The 15252-nt window shown below is 67.6% G+C and carries 15 protein-coding genes; 6 read left to right on the top strand and 9 right to left on the bottom strand.

Going from position 1 to position 15252, the window contains the following annotated elements:
* Positions 1 to 26 precede the first annotated feature (26 nt).
* Positions 27 to 1007, bottom strand: a complete 981-nt coding sequence (locus tag NVU01S_RS01840) for an NAD(P)/FAD-dependent oxidoreductase (protein WP_043674362.1) — start codon at positions 1005 to 1007, stop codon at positions 27 to 29.
* A 239-nt stretch (positions 1008 to 1246) separates the two neighbouring features.
* Positions 1247 to 2935 (bottom strand): SMI1/KNR4 family protein, encoded by a 1689-nt coding sequence (locus NVU01S_RS01835; RefSeq protein ID WP_043674236.1) that lies wholly within the window; start codon positions 2933 to 2935, stop codon positions 1247 to 1249.
* 217 nt (positions 2936 to 3152) lie between these two features.
* Between NVU01S_RS01835 and NVU01S_RS01830 the strand changes: the two genes are divergently transcribed.
* The 4 genes from NVU01S_RS01830 to NVU01S_RS01815 all read left to right on the top strand — a co-directional run bounded on the left by NVU01S_RS01830 (position 3153) and on the right by NVU01S_RS01815 (position 7045).
* Positions 3153 to 4967, top strand: a complete 1815-nt coding sequence (locus tag NVU01S_RS01830) for a hypothetical protein (protein WP_244467339.1) — start codon at positions 3153 to 3155, stop codon at positions 4965 to 4967.
* A 231-nt stretch (positions 4968 to 5198) separates the two neighbouring features.
* Positions 5199 to 5786 (top strand): TetR/AcrR family transcriptional regulator, encoded by a 588-nt coding sequence (locus NVU01S_RS01825; protein ID WP_043674241.1) that lies wholly within the window; start codon positions 5199 to 5201, stop codon positions 5784 to 5786.
* A complete protein-coding gene (locus tag NVU01S_RS01820; protein WP_043674244.1) occupies positions 5783 to 6634 on the top strand; it encodes an alpha/beta fold hydrolase in 852 nt (283 codons plus the stop codon). Before NVU01S_RS01825 ends, NVU01S_RS01820 begins: the two co-directional genes overlap by 4 nt.
* A gap of 72 nt (positions 6635 to 6706) precedes the next feature.
* Positions 6707 to 7045: an aldo/keto reductase gene (locus NVU01S_RS01815; RefSeq protein WP_342028818.1), complete on the top strand. Its 339-nt coding sequence runs from the start codon at positions 6707 to 6709 to the stop codon at positions 7043 to 7045.
* A gap of 921 nt (positions 7046 to 7966) precedes the next feature.
* On the opposite strand, the gene NVU01S_RS01810 is transcribed toward NVU01S_RS01815, so the two are convergent.
* Entirely contained in the window at positions 7967 to 8527 is a 561-nt protein-coding gene (locus NVU01S_RS01810; RefSeq protein WP_043674247.1) for a TetR/AcrR family transcriptional regulator, read from the bottom strand.
* A gap of 104 nt (positions 8528 to 8631) precedes the next feature.
* Here NVU01S_RS01810 and NVU01S_RS01805 point away from each other — a divergent pair, with 104 nt between their 5' ends.
* Entirely contained in the window at positions 8632 to 9117 is a 486-nt protein-coding gene (locus tag NVU01S_RS01805) for a DUF4383 domain-containing protein (RefSeq protein WP_043674250.1), read from the top strand.
* 9 nt (positions 9118 to 9126) lie between these two features.
* Here NVU01S_RS01805 and NVU01S_RS01800 read toward each other — a convergent pair whose 3' ends face one another.
* The 5 genes from NVU01S_RS01800 to NVU01S_RS01780 all read right to left on the bottom strand — a co-directional run bounded on the left by NVU01S_RS01800 (position 9127) and on the right by NVU01S_RS01780 (position 13077).
* The gene (locus NVU01S_RS01800; protein ID WP_043674253.1) at positions 9127 to 9429 is read right to left on the bottom strand and encodes a hypothetical protein; all 303 of its coding nucleotides are present in this window, start codon (positions 9427 to 9429) and stop codon (positions 9127 to 9129) included.
* Positions 9430 to 9493: 64 nt separating this feature from the next.
* Positions 9494 to 10747 carry a DUF418 domain-containing protein gene (locus NVU01S_RS01795; protein ID WP_052280846.1) on the bottom strand — a complete coding sequence of 418 codons (1254 nt, stop codon included), beginning with the start codon at positions 10745 to 10747 and terminating at the stop codon, positions 9494 to 9496.
* Between the two features lie 116 nt (positions 10748 to 10863).
* A complete protein-coding gene (locus NVU01S_RS01790; protein ID WP_052280838.1) occupies positions 10864 to 11610 on the bottom strand; it encodes a hypothetical protein in 747 nt (248 codons plus the stop codon).
* A 171-nt stretch (positions 11611 to 11781) separates the two neighbouring features.
* On the bottom strand, positions 11782 to 12384 hold the full coding sequence (locus NVU01S_RS01785; protein WP_043674256.1) for a DUF308 domain-containing protein: 603 nt from the start codon (positions 12382 to 12384) through the stop codon (positions 11782 to 11784).
* A 90-nt stretch (positions 12385 to 12474) separates the two neighbouring features.
* A complete protein-coding gene (locus tag NVU01S_RS01780; RefSeq protein WP_043674259.1) occupies positions 12475 to 13077 on the bottom strand; it encodes a maltokinase N-terminal cap-like domain-containing protein in 603 nt (200 codons plus the stop codon).
* 169 nt (positions 13078 to 13246) lie between these two features.
* Between NVU01S_RS01780 and NVU01S_RS01775 the strand changes: the two genes are divergently transcribed.
* Positions 13247 to 14728 (top strand): dolichyl-phosphate-mannose--protein mannosyltransferase, encoded by a 1482-nt coding sequence (locus NVU01S_RS01775; protein ID WP_043674383.1) that lies wholly within the window; start codon positions 13247 to 13249, stop codon positions 14726 to 14728.
* Positions 14729 to 14753: 25 nt separating this feature from the next.
* Here the strand turns inward: NVU01S_RS01775 and NVU01S_RS01770 are convergent, their stop codons facing one another.
* Positions 14754 to 15188: a VOC family protein gene (locus NVU01S_RS01770; protein ID WP_043674391.1), complete on the bottom strand. Its 435-nt coding sequence runs from the start codon at positions 15186 to 15188 to the stop codon at positions 14754 to 14756.
* Positions 15189 to 15252 lie beyond the last annotated feature (64 nt).

The raw sequence follows: 15252 nt of genomic DNA, 5'->3' as shown, positions 1-15252 counted from the left end.
CGGCTCGGTCGTTACTGCCCTGGCGGCTAGGTGACTTCGCGCTCCATCTCCGTCGAGAACGGTGTTCCCATGACGGCACGGCGTACGTCTTCCTCGACCAGGTCGATGTTCATCATCGCCGCGGTAAGCCCGCCCTGCGCAGCCGCGTCGATTACCTGTGCGCGGTGGCCGCGAACGTTTCCTGCCGCCCAAACTCCCGGAACGGCGGTCTTCCCCACCTGGGTGTCGGCATTCAGGGTCGCGCCGATGACCTGACCATCCATCTCCTTCCGCTCGGCCTCCAGCCCCAACTCGGCTAACAGGTCGTCCACCTTCGCCACCGAAACCGGGAAAACGACCGCAGCCTGAACAGCGATGACCTCGTCACCGACCCGGATGCCGCCGAGCTCGTCGTCGGTGACCTCGATGCCAGTGACCCGGCCAGGAACCACGGTGATCTGGCGCGCCGCGAATTCGGCCCGCTGGGGCTCGGTCAGTTCGACCGCCTCGTTCGTGAACAAGGTGACCTTGTCGCTCCACTGGCGCCACAACTGCGCTTGGTGAAGTGAGGCGACCCCACTGGCGATGAGGCCGATGGCTTTGTCTCGCACCTCGTATCCGTGGCAGTACGCGCAGTGCAGCACGTCGCGGCCCCAGCGGTCGGCCAGCTGAGGAATGTCGGGTAGTTCATCGACGACGCCGGTGGCGATGAGCACCCTCCTGGCGTCGAGGGTCGTGTTGTCCGAAAGGGTGATCTTCAGGGTGGATTCACTGACTCGTTTCACGCCCACCGCGGTTCCGCTGCGCACGACGCCGCCATACTGCTCGACCTCTGAGCGGCCGATCGCCAGCAGCTCGCGTGGGTCGATGCCCTCATGGCCGAGGTAGCTGTGGACCGCGGTGGCGGCCGCGTTACGAGGCGAGCCTGCGTCGACGACCAGGACCTTCCGTCGGGCACGGCTCAGGGTCACGGCTGCCGCGAGCCCTGCAGCACCACCCCCGATAACGACAACATCGAATTCACGCATGCGGCGATGCTGCGCGTTCTCGGACACATTCGGCAAGGAAACTTGCCGAAATAGCAAATCTTGGTGTCCAAGGAACGCAGCCACAGCGCGAACTCAGGTCGGTTCCCGCGGAAAAGGCTGCACGCACGCTCCACGCCCACGCCGGCATGATCCGCGCCGACGAGGCGGACGAGGCCCTCGATCGCGCGGCTCTGTTTCTCGCCCAACGCATTCGCGCCGGGCAACAGTAGTTCAGGCTGCTATCCGCCGGACTCTGGCTCGCGGCGCAGTTGGAGCAGCAAGTTCCAGGGAACGTCCGCTACGACGTCGGCTATCCGCGCTTCCGAGTCGTCGGGCTCGGGTTGTGACCGGACTCGAATTTCGGTGAGGGTGCCGCGGACGACGGGCAATTCGGCACCTTCGGCGCCGAAGGTGCCCGCCCACGCCGCTTCCTCTGCGAACGATGCGTCGCCCGCCAACTCCGCTGCGGCGAGATGCGCGGGTACGGCGTCGAGTTCGCGCAGCCGACGCCACTGCCGCAGGTTCGCCACCAGGACGCGCAGGTTCGCCAGTTCGGCGATGATTTCCGGATCGGCGATGTCGATCTCGGAGATGTCCAGTCGCTGCAGGTTTTTCAGCGCAGCCAGCGGTGCGATGCGCACCGGATGCTGCGCTCCGGCCAGGTGCACGTCCCACAGCACGGGGTGGCCCGACAGTGGCGCGAGGTCGAGGCGCGGGGCGCTCGCCCACAGTGATTCGAGCGGGATATCGTGCGGTACTGCAAGGTTCGCCGACCCCGCGCTGTCGAGCCGCAACTGGCGCAGCATCGGCAGGGCCGCGAGTTCGGCGGCGTCGAAGGAGTCGCGGGAGCCGACGTCGAGTTTCTGCACGGTGAACTTGTCGGGCAGATCTTCGATCGTCTCCGTCGGGTCGTGCAGTCGACGAGCGTGGGTGGGTTGCGCTGTGCCGTAAAGACTCTCGAAGTTCTCCGGGGCGCGCTGCGATTCGATCGACATCTGCAGTGCCTCGGTCACGGATTCGGCCCAGCGCGTGGCCGAATCGTATTCGAGGCCGACTTCGATCAACTGCCCGCGGCGACCAGCCGGACCGGGCTCCAGGTCGACCGCGTGCGCGTGGCGATCGCTGGTGCCGATGAAGATCCACCCCGCACTGCGCGAGACGCGTTGAATCGTGCTGTGCGGCCAGCCTTCCGGCACCACCCGATCGCCGGCGAACAGCGAGTCCTCCCCCACGGATCGACTGTCCGCCGACAACCCCATCGCCGTCGGACTGTCGGACCGATGACTCGTGGCGACGTCGCTGAGCGGCGACAGCCGGGTGATACCGAGCACGCCGCGGTCGTCGTGGTCGTAGCCGACCAGCCGGTACAGGGCCCGCAGGTCTTCCGGCAGCCGTCGGCCGATCCGCGCCTCCGCCGCGGCGATCTCGGCCTCGGCCGTGCCCGCGGCCAGCTCGGGTGCACGCGAGTGGGCCGCCGTGTAGGCGTCGATGTACTCGCGTACCAGCTCACGCACTGTCGCCAGGATCGCCGGGTCGGTGGGACGGTCGTCGGGCACCGTGTCGGCCGCCGCGATCGGTTGCCGATGCCCCGGATATCGATAGTCGGGGTCGAGGACCAGCCGTCGCACAGCGTCCCAATAGTGCTCGGTCGAGCCGGGGGTGCACTGGTACTGGAACTCGTAGTTGCCGTCGGCCAGCCGAAGCCGCATCTCTACTACGCCGTCCATATCGACGCCGAGTTCGGCGCGCACCGCGTGGGCCAGTTCGCGTCTGCCGGTCACCTGGTGCACCCGATCGGTGCCGACCACGTACGACGGATCGATTCCGTTGCTCCACTGGCCGTGGTGCATGCGCAATATCCCACTGGTCGCTCCGGATTCCGCGAACTCTTGCGCGAGGCGTGCGACCCTTTCGGCCAGCTCGGTCATGTCCTCGACACTATGCGATGCGCCGGTCGAGTTCCCGGTGTTGGGAAAGGCGCCGTCGGAGCGACGCACACGATGTCCGACCCGCCGGACGGCTCCTGCCGTCTGGGTCGCAACGCCGGTGCGGGGACGAAAGTTGTTGGAATGCACTAGGTGGGCGGGCTTCTCCTGACAAATGCACCAGTGACGTGGGACACGGTGGGTGGCAACGTGACTAACCGTGGCAAGAGCGACACGGCGTCTCGGACGGCCGAAACAGCAGGGGCGGGGGCGCGGCGGGCGCCGAAACGGTTGGGCGGCAACGGTAGCGATCACGGTGGTCGCCGCCGGACTGCTACCGCCGGGCTCGGCGGCAGCGGAGGATCCGCCCGCCTCGGCGGCCACGGACCGGCAGGAGCAGCAGATCGCGACCCGCGACGGCATCGCGGTCTCCTACGTGAGCTTTCTGCTCCCGCTACCGGCAAGCGCCGCACCGCATCCTGGGTCGTGCGAGCGCACCGGATATCTGCGTTACCGCGCGGTGGGCAGTCCGCAGGACGCGCGGGACGCGGACGCAGTGGTGGTGCAGCAGGGCGGAATGATCGGCGGCGCAATCAATTCCGACGGCGTCGCGGCGAACACGGTGCGTTCGGCGAAATCGCTCGGTCGCAACGTCGAATTCTGGGCGCTGGCCCGGCGCGGCTCCTGCTTGGATGAGACAGTCGGCTTCGACTACGCACTGCAGTCGGGCAACTATCTCGACGCGGTCGACTACTACTTCAACGGCAAGCCGCTCGAGGGCCGCACCTTCGCCGGGTTCAAGGCCTCGGCGGACCTGCCGATCCTGGATGCCTTCGGCTTGGAGCGCGTGGTACGTGACCAGTACGAGATCATGCTGCACGAGCTGCCGGATCAGGCTGAGCGGCAACGGAAATACGTCTGCACCGGTATCTCGATGGGCGGTCTGGTCACCGGGTTCTTCTCGGACTGGGATTTCGACGGCAACCCGGGCACCCAGGCCGATGCCGGCTACAACCAGTGCGCTGCCTTCGCCGCGCAGGACTCCATGGTGTCCTCGGACCCGGCCGCGATCCAGAACACGCCGTTCTTCCGCGATGTCACCGAAGCCATCACCGGCCCCACCAACGGGGTGCTCAAGGCCGGATTCGACAGCGGCGTGCTGCCGATGCGCACGCTCGGCCCGATGCCGGTGATCGGCACCAAAGCCATGATGCTCTACCGGTTGGCCGGGCTCGCCGCGCATCTGGAGCCGGACGCGGAAAGCCAACTGCTCGCGCACATCCACGATCCAGATATCGAGGCGACACTCACCACCCTGTTCAGCCCGAGCTGGGCGGCCGCGGTCACGGGCGGCGCGAATGGTGAGGGCACCATCCGCGACTATCGGTTCACCAATGCGGCGTTGCTCGGCACGTTCATCGACAACAACTCCGGCAATTTCGCGCTGCTCCAGCAAGGTGTCGGCGCGTTGGCGGGCGGCCCGGTGGCCGAGAAGACGTTCCCGAATCACGGTGGGCTGACCCAGGTTCCGGTGCTGGGCAACTATCTGCGGATGAGCGCCGGACCGCAGACCCGGGTGGGCCCCACCGACCGCACGGCGCTGTATTCGTGGCGCAACTACAACGACGTCGTCGGCGTCCCGTGGACGGCGCCGAACCGGGAGATCGCCGATATCCACGAGGTGGCACGGCAATTGGGCACCGGCTGGCCGACGGCGTACTGGGAGACCTACTTCCCGCTGCGCATGATCATCGATATCGGCGCCGGTTTCGGCGGCGCGCGCACCGGCGACATGGTGAACCTGCGCTACCACAACATGAGTCGCACGAAGCCGAATTTCATCGCGTACGCCGGGGACAGCGTCGTCCAATACGGCGTCGGCACTTGGCTTCCCGCGCCGCCGACCGCACAGGTGGAGCAGCTGCCCGGCTACACCCACGTGGACACGATCGGGGCCGCCGCGGTGCAGAACAACGGAAAGCCGGACTACAGCGGGCAATATCTCGCCGAGTTCATCCGGGGCTTGACCCCATAGTCGTTGGTGACCGACGCGCCGGACCGCGCGGTCACCAACGCCGGGCGCCTTCGTCTCGGGCCGCCCGGTGCTCGTCCTGGGCGGCGGCGAGGGCAGCGCCGCCGCCCAGGTGCCCGGTTCAGCCGAACTGCGGCCCGGTCTCACAGCGCACCTCCGACCATCGCCTGTTGCGTAACCTAATATGATTAGGTTATAAACTAGGCGACCTAGCTACGAGGAGGTGTGCCCGTGATGGCGCGAGCGGGTTTGAGCGCGGAACGGATCACGCGCGCGGCCGCCGATCTCGCGGACGCGATCGGTTTCGACGGCGTCACCATGTCGGCGTTGGCCAAGCAGTTCGGTGTCAAGGACGCCAGTCTCTATTCGCACGTCAAGAACCTGCAGGAGCTGCGGGCGCGGGTGAGCGTGCTGGCCGCGGCGGAGAAGACCGAGCTGATCGCGGCCGCCGTCGCGGGCCGCGCGGGTCGCGACGCCCTCGCGGCATACGCGCACACCTGGCGCGACTACGCCCTGCGCCACCCCGGTCGCTACGCCGCGACCCAATCGCCGGTGCCGCCCGGCCTGGTCGACGCCGGTCCCGGGGCGGCGCGGGCCGTCGAACTCACCTACGGCATGTTGCGCGCCTACGGGTTGACAGAACCGGACCTCACCGACGCGGTTCGCCTGTTGCGCAGCACCTTTCACGGCTACGCCGCGCTGGAGGCCGGCGGCGGCTTCCAGCACTCCCGCGATACCGCCGCCTCCTGGGAACGCATCATCGATGCCCTGCACGTCGCGCTCGAGCGGTGGCCGTCACCCGAGAAGAAGGATGAATCATGAAGTCCGGCACGCTGAAAGTCCCCGGCGCGACGCTGTTCTACGAAGAGCGCGGCAGCGGGCCGCTGCTCGTGCTGCTGCCCGGCAGCGGCGCGGACGCGGCGATGTTCGATCACCTCGCGGAACTGCTGATGCCGCATTTCACGGTACTGGCCGCCGATCCCCGCGGCTATTCCCGCAGCCCGCTCGACGGTCCGCCGGTGGATCAACAGGTCGAGGTGATGAGCGAGGACATTCACCGCCTCATCGAAGATCGCGCTCCCGCAGGCGAATCGGTGTATGTCTTCGGCGCCAGCGGCGGTGCGGTCGTCGCGCTCGACCTGCTCGCCCGGCACCCCGATCGACTCGCCCTGGTCGTCGCCCACGAACCGCCCTCCTTCGGCCTGCTGCCCGACGCCGCCGACCATCGCGCGTTCGTCGACGAGGTCTACGAGCTGTTCCATCGGGAAGGCGCGGCGGTCGCCGGTGCGCACTTCGCCGCCGGTGTCGGCGCACAGCTACGCGGCCTGCCGGACCCGGCGACGCTGCCCCCACGCGCCGCCGACATGGTCGCCCGCGTCATGGCGAACCTGCCGATCATGCTGGAACACGAACTGCGCCAGATCACTTCGCACCTCCCCGACGAAACGGCACTGGCCGCCGTCGCCGACCGTCTCGTCCTCGCCGTCGGCGCGGAATCCCCCGGCACCCTGCCGTACCGCTCGGCCGCGACCCTGGCCGACCGCCTCGGCACCCCGCTCATCGAATTCCCCGGCGGTCACGGCGGACTCAACCAGCACCCGGAAGCCTTCGGCCGCAAGCTCCTCGACGTTCTGCAGTCCACCCGCATGAGGGCCGGCGCTATCGACTGAACCCGCCCGCGCGCACCGCTCAGCGGAGGTTGGTGTGCGCCTGCGCTATCCCGCAACGTTGTTCCGAACGCGGTGCCGGTCGGACGGCTTGACCTGGAGTGCACTCCAAGTCGTAGCGTCAAAGCGTTTTTGAGGTTTCGAGGTGCGCAGACCGTGCGCGAGGTGGCCGACCGGCTGCGTGCCACCCCGGCCCAGGTGGCGCTGGCCTGGGTGTACGCCCAAGCCGGGCGACTCGGGGTGGCGGTGGCGGCCATTTCGGGCACCCGCAGCCCGGCCCGGCTGGAACAGAACGCGGCCGCGCTGCAACTCACCCTGGACGCCGAAGCGCTGGCTACGCTGGACCCGCTGAGCGACCAGGTCACAGGCGAGCGCTACTCTTCAGCGCACACCGCCGAGGTCGCTCGGAGTTAGGCTCTGTCTCGAAGTCCCTTGCGCGCCAGCCCAGTTCGGTATACCTACTGCGGGAGTTGCAGGGATAGTGCTGAGCACGTCGTGTGCCGTACCCGGCTTTAGGCGCATGTCAGGTGCGCGGGGTGAGGTTCCGGCGTGGTCATCTGGCTGTGGTTGCGTCTCGAGCGGTTTGGGAAAGAGAGGGCGGTTGGATAGCGGACCGGTTGGTCTGGACCAAGCGACAGATAGGTTGGGGATCGCAGAGGTTTCCTACTGCTCACAGGGGCTGTAGCTGCTGTGAACCGTACGGAAGGTCTGTGCCCCCGCGACTCGCCCAGCGAAACACGCCGAGCCACAACCCCACCCACCCGAAACCGCTGACACCTCCTCAAGGAACTCTCGAAAACAGCGCCACAGCCAGACGACCACGCCGGAACCCAGCTTCACGCACCTGACATGCCCCTAAAGCCGGGAACCCCACCCGACGCGCCCAGCACCATCCACGTAACTCCCGCGGCAGGCACACCAATCTGGGCAAGTCAGACTTCGGCAGCCAGCCAACAAGCCCAAACGCAAGTAAACCAAGCGACAGTTAGCCCCGTGTCGACACGCGAAAGCCACACACCTGCACCACTTCTCGGGATCCACACCCGTTCTGGCCGCCCAGAAAGGGTGTGAATCCCGAGAAGTGGTGCAGATGCCGATGGGCGCGGTTAGGCACTGCCAGGTACCAGGCCGCGATCCCTATCGCCGCCATCAACCAAGGGATTCGGCACGGGAGAGGCCGGGTCACAGGCCCACCTCACCACTCCGAGACAGAATCAAGCCGGTCGAGCGTTGCGCCCGGCATCGAGGACGCCACGCTCGACTCCTGGGCACGAGTGATCGTGGTAGACCAGACCGACCCGCTGACAGTTGCCACCGCAGGACCGGTGCGAAATCTCAGCGCGCCAACGCGTATTCGAGTGCCGCCGCCACTCGGTCGATCGGCTCGGTAGTCCCCTCGGCGCGACAGAGCACCAGCGCCCCTTCCATGCCCGCGATCAAGAGGGTCGCGAGGTTCTTCGCATCGCTCTCGTCGAAATCGTTGCGCTGCAAGCATTCCTGGAATGGCTGCTGCCAGCGCCGGAAGATGGCGCGGGTGGCCTCGTGCAGGGAGTGATCGTCGGGCCCGGCGCCCAGGGTGACGGCGGCGACCGCGCAGCCGGGCGGTTGGTCGCCGCCTGCCATCACCATTTTGGCCCCGGCCAGGATCGCGTGCATGGCCGGTACGGGTTGCTGTTCGGCGCAGACCGCGGCGATGAGCGGGCTGACGGTCGCGTCGAGGTAGGCGAGCACCTCTTCGGCGAGTTCGGTCTTGCCCCGCGGGAAGTGATGGTAGGTCACCCCGCGATGGGTACCGGCCGCGGCGGTGACCTCGCGTAATCCGGTTCCGGCGTAGCCCTGGCCGCGGAACAGCAGCGTCGCCTTCCGGATCATCCGTGCGCGGGTATCGCCTGCCACCTGCGGTCCACCTTTCCCGGCCTTGACTAAGCCGATCGGCTTAAATCATACTCACCGTACTTTCTAAGCCGATCGGCTTAGAACCTGACGAGAGGCCGGTCCCGATGCTCGCCACCGCCCGCGGCGCCCTGCTGCGTTACCTCGCCGACGTCCGGCGCACTCCTGGCCAGTTGCTGTTGCTGCTGCTGTCGCTGTGGTTCGTCAGCAACGGTCCGGTCGCGTTCGCGATGTGCTCGAGTTTCTCGTTCGGTGCGCACATGCAGTCGTGCACGGTGATGGTGTTCGGATTCATTCCGGTCACCGTCAACGGCTGGCACGCGCTGTTCCATCTCGTCACCGGTGTCGCCGGGCTGTTCCTGGTCCGTACGCCGCGTAGGGCGTTCGCGTACGGAATCGGTTGCGGCTGGTTCTATCTCGTCATCGCCGGTTTCGGATTCTTCGGCGGGGACAACGTCCTGCGCTTCATGGCGGTCGACACCTTCGGCAATTACGTGCACGCGGTGGAGGGCGGTTTGGCGCTGACCATCGCCGCGCTCATTGCCTTCGGCACGCAGCTGCGCACCCAGCCCGCCGCGACGGCGATGCGCTGAGACCGACCTTCAGACGCGCCGCGCGCCGGCGACGTGGACGGCCGGGAACCGCCCGGTGACGCACGTTCCGCTCATGCGGTCCCCCTCGGTGGTCATGGCGAAGGCGAGGTCGAGGCGCATCAGGCGGCGGGTGAGGGTCTGCCGCCAACTCAGCAGTTCACCGTCGAACTCGAGGTCGTCGAGCGGCCGCTTCTTTCCGGAGGCGCGCGCGGTACCGGTGAGCACACCGTCGTCCTGCTGGAGTTCCAGGACGACTTTGATGTCACCGAGACGGGTGGCGATGGTCAGGTCCCAGATCCCTGCTACAGACATGCTTCGCTCGTCCTTCCGATGGACCGGTACCGCGGCCACGCTATCCGGTGGCTGATCGTGAACGCTAGCGCTTCCCGGTACCGTCCGGCTGTCGTGCGAGTCTTTCCTGGTGTGCCGGAAAGGATTCCGGGGCCCGTCGCCACGCCGGGATCGAGAGGTAGGTGGCGGCTCGGAGCAACCATTCCACCGGGCCGTAGCGGTGACCCCGCAACCACCAGTGACTCAGCAGCACCTGCACGACGTAGGTGAGCAGCGCGATGCCGATGACACCGGCAGGCGGCACCTTGTCGACGAGCGCGAACCCGTAGCCGGTGTAGACGACCATGAGCACGATCGACTGGAAGATGTAGTTCGACGCCGCCATACGCCCGGCCGGCGCGAGCCAGCCGATCCACGGCGCGGTGCGCGCCCACCGGGTCAGGCAGATGATGCCCGCGACGTAGGCGAAGGTCATCAACGGATTGACCAGTTCCTGGATCCCGGCCCAGTAGAAGGGCGGCACGAACCAGTTCTGCGCCGCGGCGAAGGTCACCGCCGAGACCGGCAGGCCGACCGCGAGTCCGCCGATCAGCACGCGAGGCGCCCAGCGCCGCAAGGTATCCGGATCGTCGAACAGTTGCCGTTTGCCCGCCGCCATACCGATCAGGAACATGCCGAGACTGGTCGCGCCCTGGGTGAACCAGATCAGGCCGATGAAGATCGGCGCGATCCACATCTGGTTGGCGAAGGTGTCGCCGAACGATCCGGTGTATCCGTCGTGCATCCGCTGCAGGTCGAAGAAGATGTCGAGCGCGGACAGGTCGTCACCCTCGCTGCCCGGGATGAACATCCACCCGCACCACACGATGTAGAGCACCGCGCCGGTGATCACCGCCGTGCGTGGCTTCAGCTTCTTCAACGTGATGAGGATCAGGCACAGGAACGCGTACAGGGTGAGGATGTCGCCGATCCACAGCAAGAACACGTGCGCTAGCCCGACGATCAGCAGTGCCGCACAGCGCCGCAGCAGTCGCGCGTTGGCCGACACCCCGGCGCGCTGTGCCGCCGCGATCTGCAAGGTGAACGAGTAGCCGAACAGGAACGCGAACAGCAGATAGAACCGGCCGGTGAAGAAGGCGTCGACCAGACCGCTCACGACGTGGTCGATCGGCCCGTCCCAGCCCGCTCGCGGGTCGTCGGCGGGCCCGGTGAACGACCACAGCGTGGTCGCGACGATCACATTGGTGATGAGGATGCCGAACAGCGCGAAGCCGCGCAGGATATCGACCTCGGCGATCCGTCGATTCGAGGTCCCGGCGGGGGCAACCGATTCGGACATACTGTGAAAGTAGACGTCCGTACCGGTCCGCGCGTCCACCGCCGGATCGACCGGGGTGCTGAACCGGACATAACGCATCCGCGACTTCTGGCGTATTGACATCCGCCATTGGTCGGTCACACCAGGTCGCCGACCTCCAGATAGATCTGGCGACGGACCGCGATCTCGGCCAGGAAGCCTTGTGCGCCACCGGGAAACGCCGCGACGGCCAGTTCGCCCGCCCGCAGCCGCGCGCCGGTGAATTCGCGCCGGCCGAGCAGGATCGGCTGAGCGTGTTCGAAGCCGCGGCGCGCGACGTCGTCGGCGAGCGGGACGCCGAGCATGTCCGTCACGGTGCCGGGCACCAGTTCGGCCGCGACGATCTGATCGAAGCTGGGACGCCGGATGATCCGGTGCGCCAGATACATCCGGTCCGGCCGACCGAAGCACAGGTGCGTCAAGGTACCGCAGTCGCCGCCCCGTTCGAGCGCCGCGAAATGCAGGACCCGGCCGACGGCGACCCGCACGTCGTCGGCGATCGCGATGCCGCCGCGTTCACCGCGTCCCCGGATCAGCGTGCCGCGGAAGGACCTGCGCGGGTCGCCGCGGTCCGGATCGAGCTCGGCGATCGGAAAGTCCTGCGGGTCGAAGGTGTGGATGTCGGTGTACCCGACCCGTCGGTCCGCGCCGAGCGCGCGGCGGCCGCGCTCGTCGAATTCGATCGCGAGCAGCACCTGGAAGTTGTAGGGGGCATCGAACGTGGGCCGGTAGGAGAGGTAGCAGTCGAGTCCGGTACCGAAAACCACCATGCCGTGCATGCCTGCGCCGCCTGCCAATTCGGGCCGATGGTGTGGTCCCGGCGCACGCAGGTGTGCGATCTTCACGACGCCACCTCGCGCGTGCGCGGTCCGGTCTCGGCCGTGTCGTAGGTTCGCTCGAACATCTCGGGCTCCTTTCTCGCCACTGCCTACAGTGACCAGAACAGAGCTCGATGCCACGAGTGCCCGGCTACTCGAATCCCGCCGGACCGGCTACTCGATCTTTCTCGGTGCGGCTCAGGGGTCGAGGCGTACCGCGCGCGGCCGCGCCAGCCCGGACAGATCGAGCACGCCCTGCCGGACGGCGGCGACGCTGAGCACCTCCATCGTCGCGATCACGATCAACAGCAGGCCGACGACCAGCCCCAGCACGTCCAGCGAGTCGAACGGCAGCACGCCGACCACGAGGCCGAGCAGCAGGGTGACCAGGCCGAACACCTCCTGCCTGCCGCTGCCGCGCAACGCGGGTGTCCACACCGCGACGGTCGCGTGACAGATGCCGCGCACCGACCAGGCCAGGCCGACCCAGAACGACAGCAGCAGTGCCGAATTGCCGCCGCTGAAACACAGCACTGCGAGCAATGTCGAGATCAGACCGCTGACGAAGACGAGCACCCGCAGGGCGGGCGCCATCCGCGCGCTGAGCGCGATGATCACCTGCAACCCGGCATTGACCAGCAAATACGCGCCGAGCAGCAGTTCCGCGGTCGGCAGCGTCTTGTGTGGCCATACCGCTATGACCACACCCAAGATCATCGAGCAGGCACCGGACACCAGGATCGCCTGCCGGGCTGTCCCGGCCAGTGGGTCCGCACGCCCTTCGAGCTCGTCTTCGGGCATAGCTCCATGATATGAGCGCACACCGCAGTTAGCCGCGTGTTTGCTTTCACTCGGTGCGGCGAGCAGGCATGGCCGAACGGCAGTTGCCGTCTACACCGCCGACAGCACCACGCTACGAACCGACGTCCCGTCCGCGGCTTGCCACGGCGCGCTGACCTGTCCGGCGCTCGGCGTGCCCGCCGGCGCCAGCACGCGATGCACCCGCAGCACTCCCCCGATCTCGGTGTGCGCGCTCGCGTCCACCGCCGTCGCCGCCGCGGGCAGTGCGAGTTCGGCGGGCGTGACCTGGATCGACGGATCGGGTGTACCGCTTTCGTGCTGCGCCTGGGGCTCGGCGGTACCGGCGAGCAACGCCACGAGTTGCGCCACGACCACCGGGTCGCGGGTGCCGTCGTAGAGCCAGCGCTCACCGAGGACGCCGTGCATCGATGTACCGACGAGCGCCTCTTCGGCGCCGTCGAGCGGTGCCCCGCGGTAGGCGAACGGCACCAGATACGCGACGGGCTCGGCGGAACTGTCCACGAGCATCATGAACTCGATCCCGACCGCACCGGCGGGGTCGTCCAGGCGGAACCCGCCCGCGCGCCGCAGCACCGGCCGCCCCGTGCCCTGATACCACGCGCGGGTGGGCAACCAGGCGGTCAGCAACTCCAGTTTCGTCGGCACCATCGTCGTCTCGTGGATGACAGCCATCCGTGCGCCCTCCTTCGCCGCCCCGCTCGAACCGCCGGACGCTCCGCTCGAGCATAAGCGAGCACACTCGATGAACTATCGTGCGCCCATTGCCTTTCCACTTCTCCCGTAAGGTCGTGACGTGCTGGGTTCGGGGAGTGGAGTGTTGTCACGGCCGGTGGTCGCCGGGATGACCGCGCAGCGAGGTGTCGACGACGGACCGCGCGACACCGCGCGCGGCTGGTGGGTGACGATCTTTCTCACGCTGGTGGCCGCGGTGCTGCGGTTCGCGGGTCTCGGCACGGTGACCGAGGGCGGCACACCGGTCTTCGACGAGAAGTACTACGCCGTGCAGGCGTGGGAACTGTTGAACAACGGGATGGGCATCGAGGACAATCCCGGCTTCCCCGTCATCGTGCATCCCCCGTTCGGCAAGATGCTGATCGCGATGGGCGAGGCGCTGTTCGGCTTCACTCCGCTGGGGTGGCGCTTCGCCGCGGCGCTGGCGGGCACGGTACTGGTGCTGCTGGTCGTGCGGATCGTGCGCAGGCTGGCCCGCTCGACGCTGATCGGCGCGATCGCCGGGGTCCTGCTGATCGCCGACGGCGTCAGCTTCGTCTCGTCCCGGATCGGCATGCTCGACATCTTCCTGACCGTGCTGGTCACCGGCGCGTTCGGCTGTTTGATCGTCGACCGTGACGAGGTACGGGCGCGGCTGGCGCGGGCCGCGGCGACCGGTACACCGTGGGGCCCGCGACTGGGCGTGCGGTGGTGGCGGTTCGGGGCGGGCGTCCTGCTCGGACTGGCCTGCGCGACGAAGTGGTCCGGGTTGTATTTCGTGGTGGCTTTCGCGATTCTGTCGCTCGGTTTCGATGTCACCGCGCGCCGCGCGTACGGCGTGCCCCGACCATTCGTCGGCACGCTGGTCCGGGACGCGGTACCGGCCGCGTTCGCGCTGCCGTTCGTGGCGCTCGGGGTCTATCTGGCGTCGTACGCGGGCTGGTTCGCCAGCGAGTCCGGGGTGAACCGGCACGCGGTCGGCATCCAGGTGGGACCGGGCGGCTACTTCTCGTTCGTGCCGGACGCGTTGCGGGCGTTGTGGTTCAACCATTCCCGAGTCCTGGACTTCCACACCCACCTCACCAACTCGGCGGGCAACCACCACGCCTGGGAATCCAAGCCGTGGACATGGCCGATGGGCCTGCGCCCGATGCTGTACTACTACCCCGAAAACGCCCACGGCTGCGGGCAATCCGAGTGCGTGCGGGCGATCATGCTGATCGGCACCCCGGCCCTCTGGTGGTTGGCGTTCCCGGTGCTGGGCTGGGCGCTGTGGCAGACGGCGACGCGGCGCGACTGGCGCTACCTCGCCGTGCTCACCGCGTACGGCGCCGCGTGGCTGCCGTGGTTCGGGGCGCTGGACCGCCAGATGTACTTCTTCTACGCGACCGTCATGGCGCCGTTCCTGGTCATGCTGCTGGCGCTGGCCCTCGGCCAGATCCTCGGGCGCGCAGCGGAATCCAGGGAACGCCGCGGCACCGGACTGCTCGCGGTATGCCTGTATCTGGGCTTGGTGGTGGCCAACTTCATCTGGCTCTATCCGATTCTGACCGGCCTGCCGATCACACCGGCGAGCTGGCAGCACCATCTCTGGTTGCCGAGTTGGCGGTGAGCGAGTAGTTCAGTCAGCGAGTAGTTCAGTCGAGGCAGAATTCGTTGCCCTCGATGTCCTGCATCACCAGGCAGGATTCGTTCTCGTCGTCGGCGGGCAGCAGTTCCAGCCGGGTCGCGCCGAGCGGGAGCAGCCGGGCGCATTCGGCTTCCAGCGCGGCCACCCGTTCCTCGCCCGCCAGTCCCGTGCCGACCCGCACATCGAGGTGCACGCGGTTCTTCACGACCTTGCCCTCGGGTACGCGCTGGAAGTACAGGCGCGGACCCACCCCCGCGGGATCCATGGCAGCGGCTCCCGCGTTCCGGCGTTCCGGCGGCAACGTGCTGTTGTATTCGTCCCAGTCGGCGAAGCCCTCCGGCGCCGGTGGCAAGACGTACCCCAGCACCTCGCACCAGAACCGGGCGACGCGCTCGGGATCCGCGCAGTCGAAGGTGACTTGAACCGTTCTCACCGATGCCATCGGCTCACCATAGAGGCGCGGCCGGTCGTCGCGCACATAGTTTTCGGTGCGAGCCGGACGTATG

The organism is Nocardia vulneris (genome assembly GCF_001613425.1).
GTDB classification, from domain to species: domain Bacteria; phylum Actinomycetota; class Actinomycetes; order Mycobacteriales; family Mycobacteriaceae; genus Nocardia; species Nocardia vulneris.
This window is presented reverse-complemented; position numbering and strand designations above follow the sequence as displayed.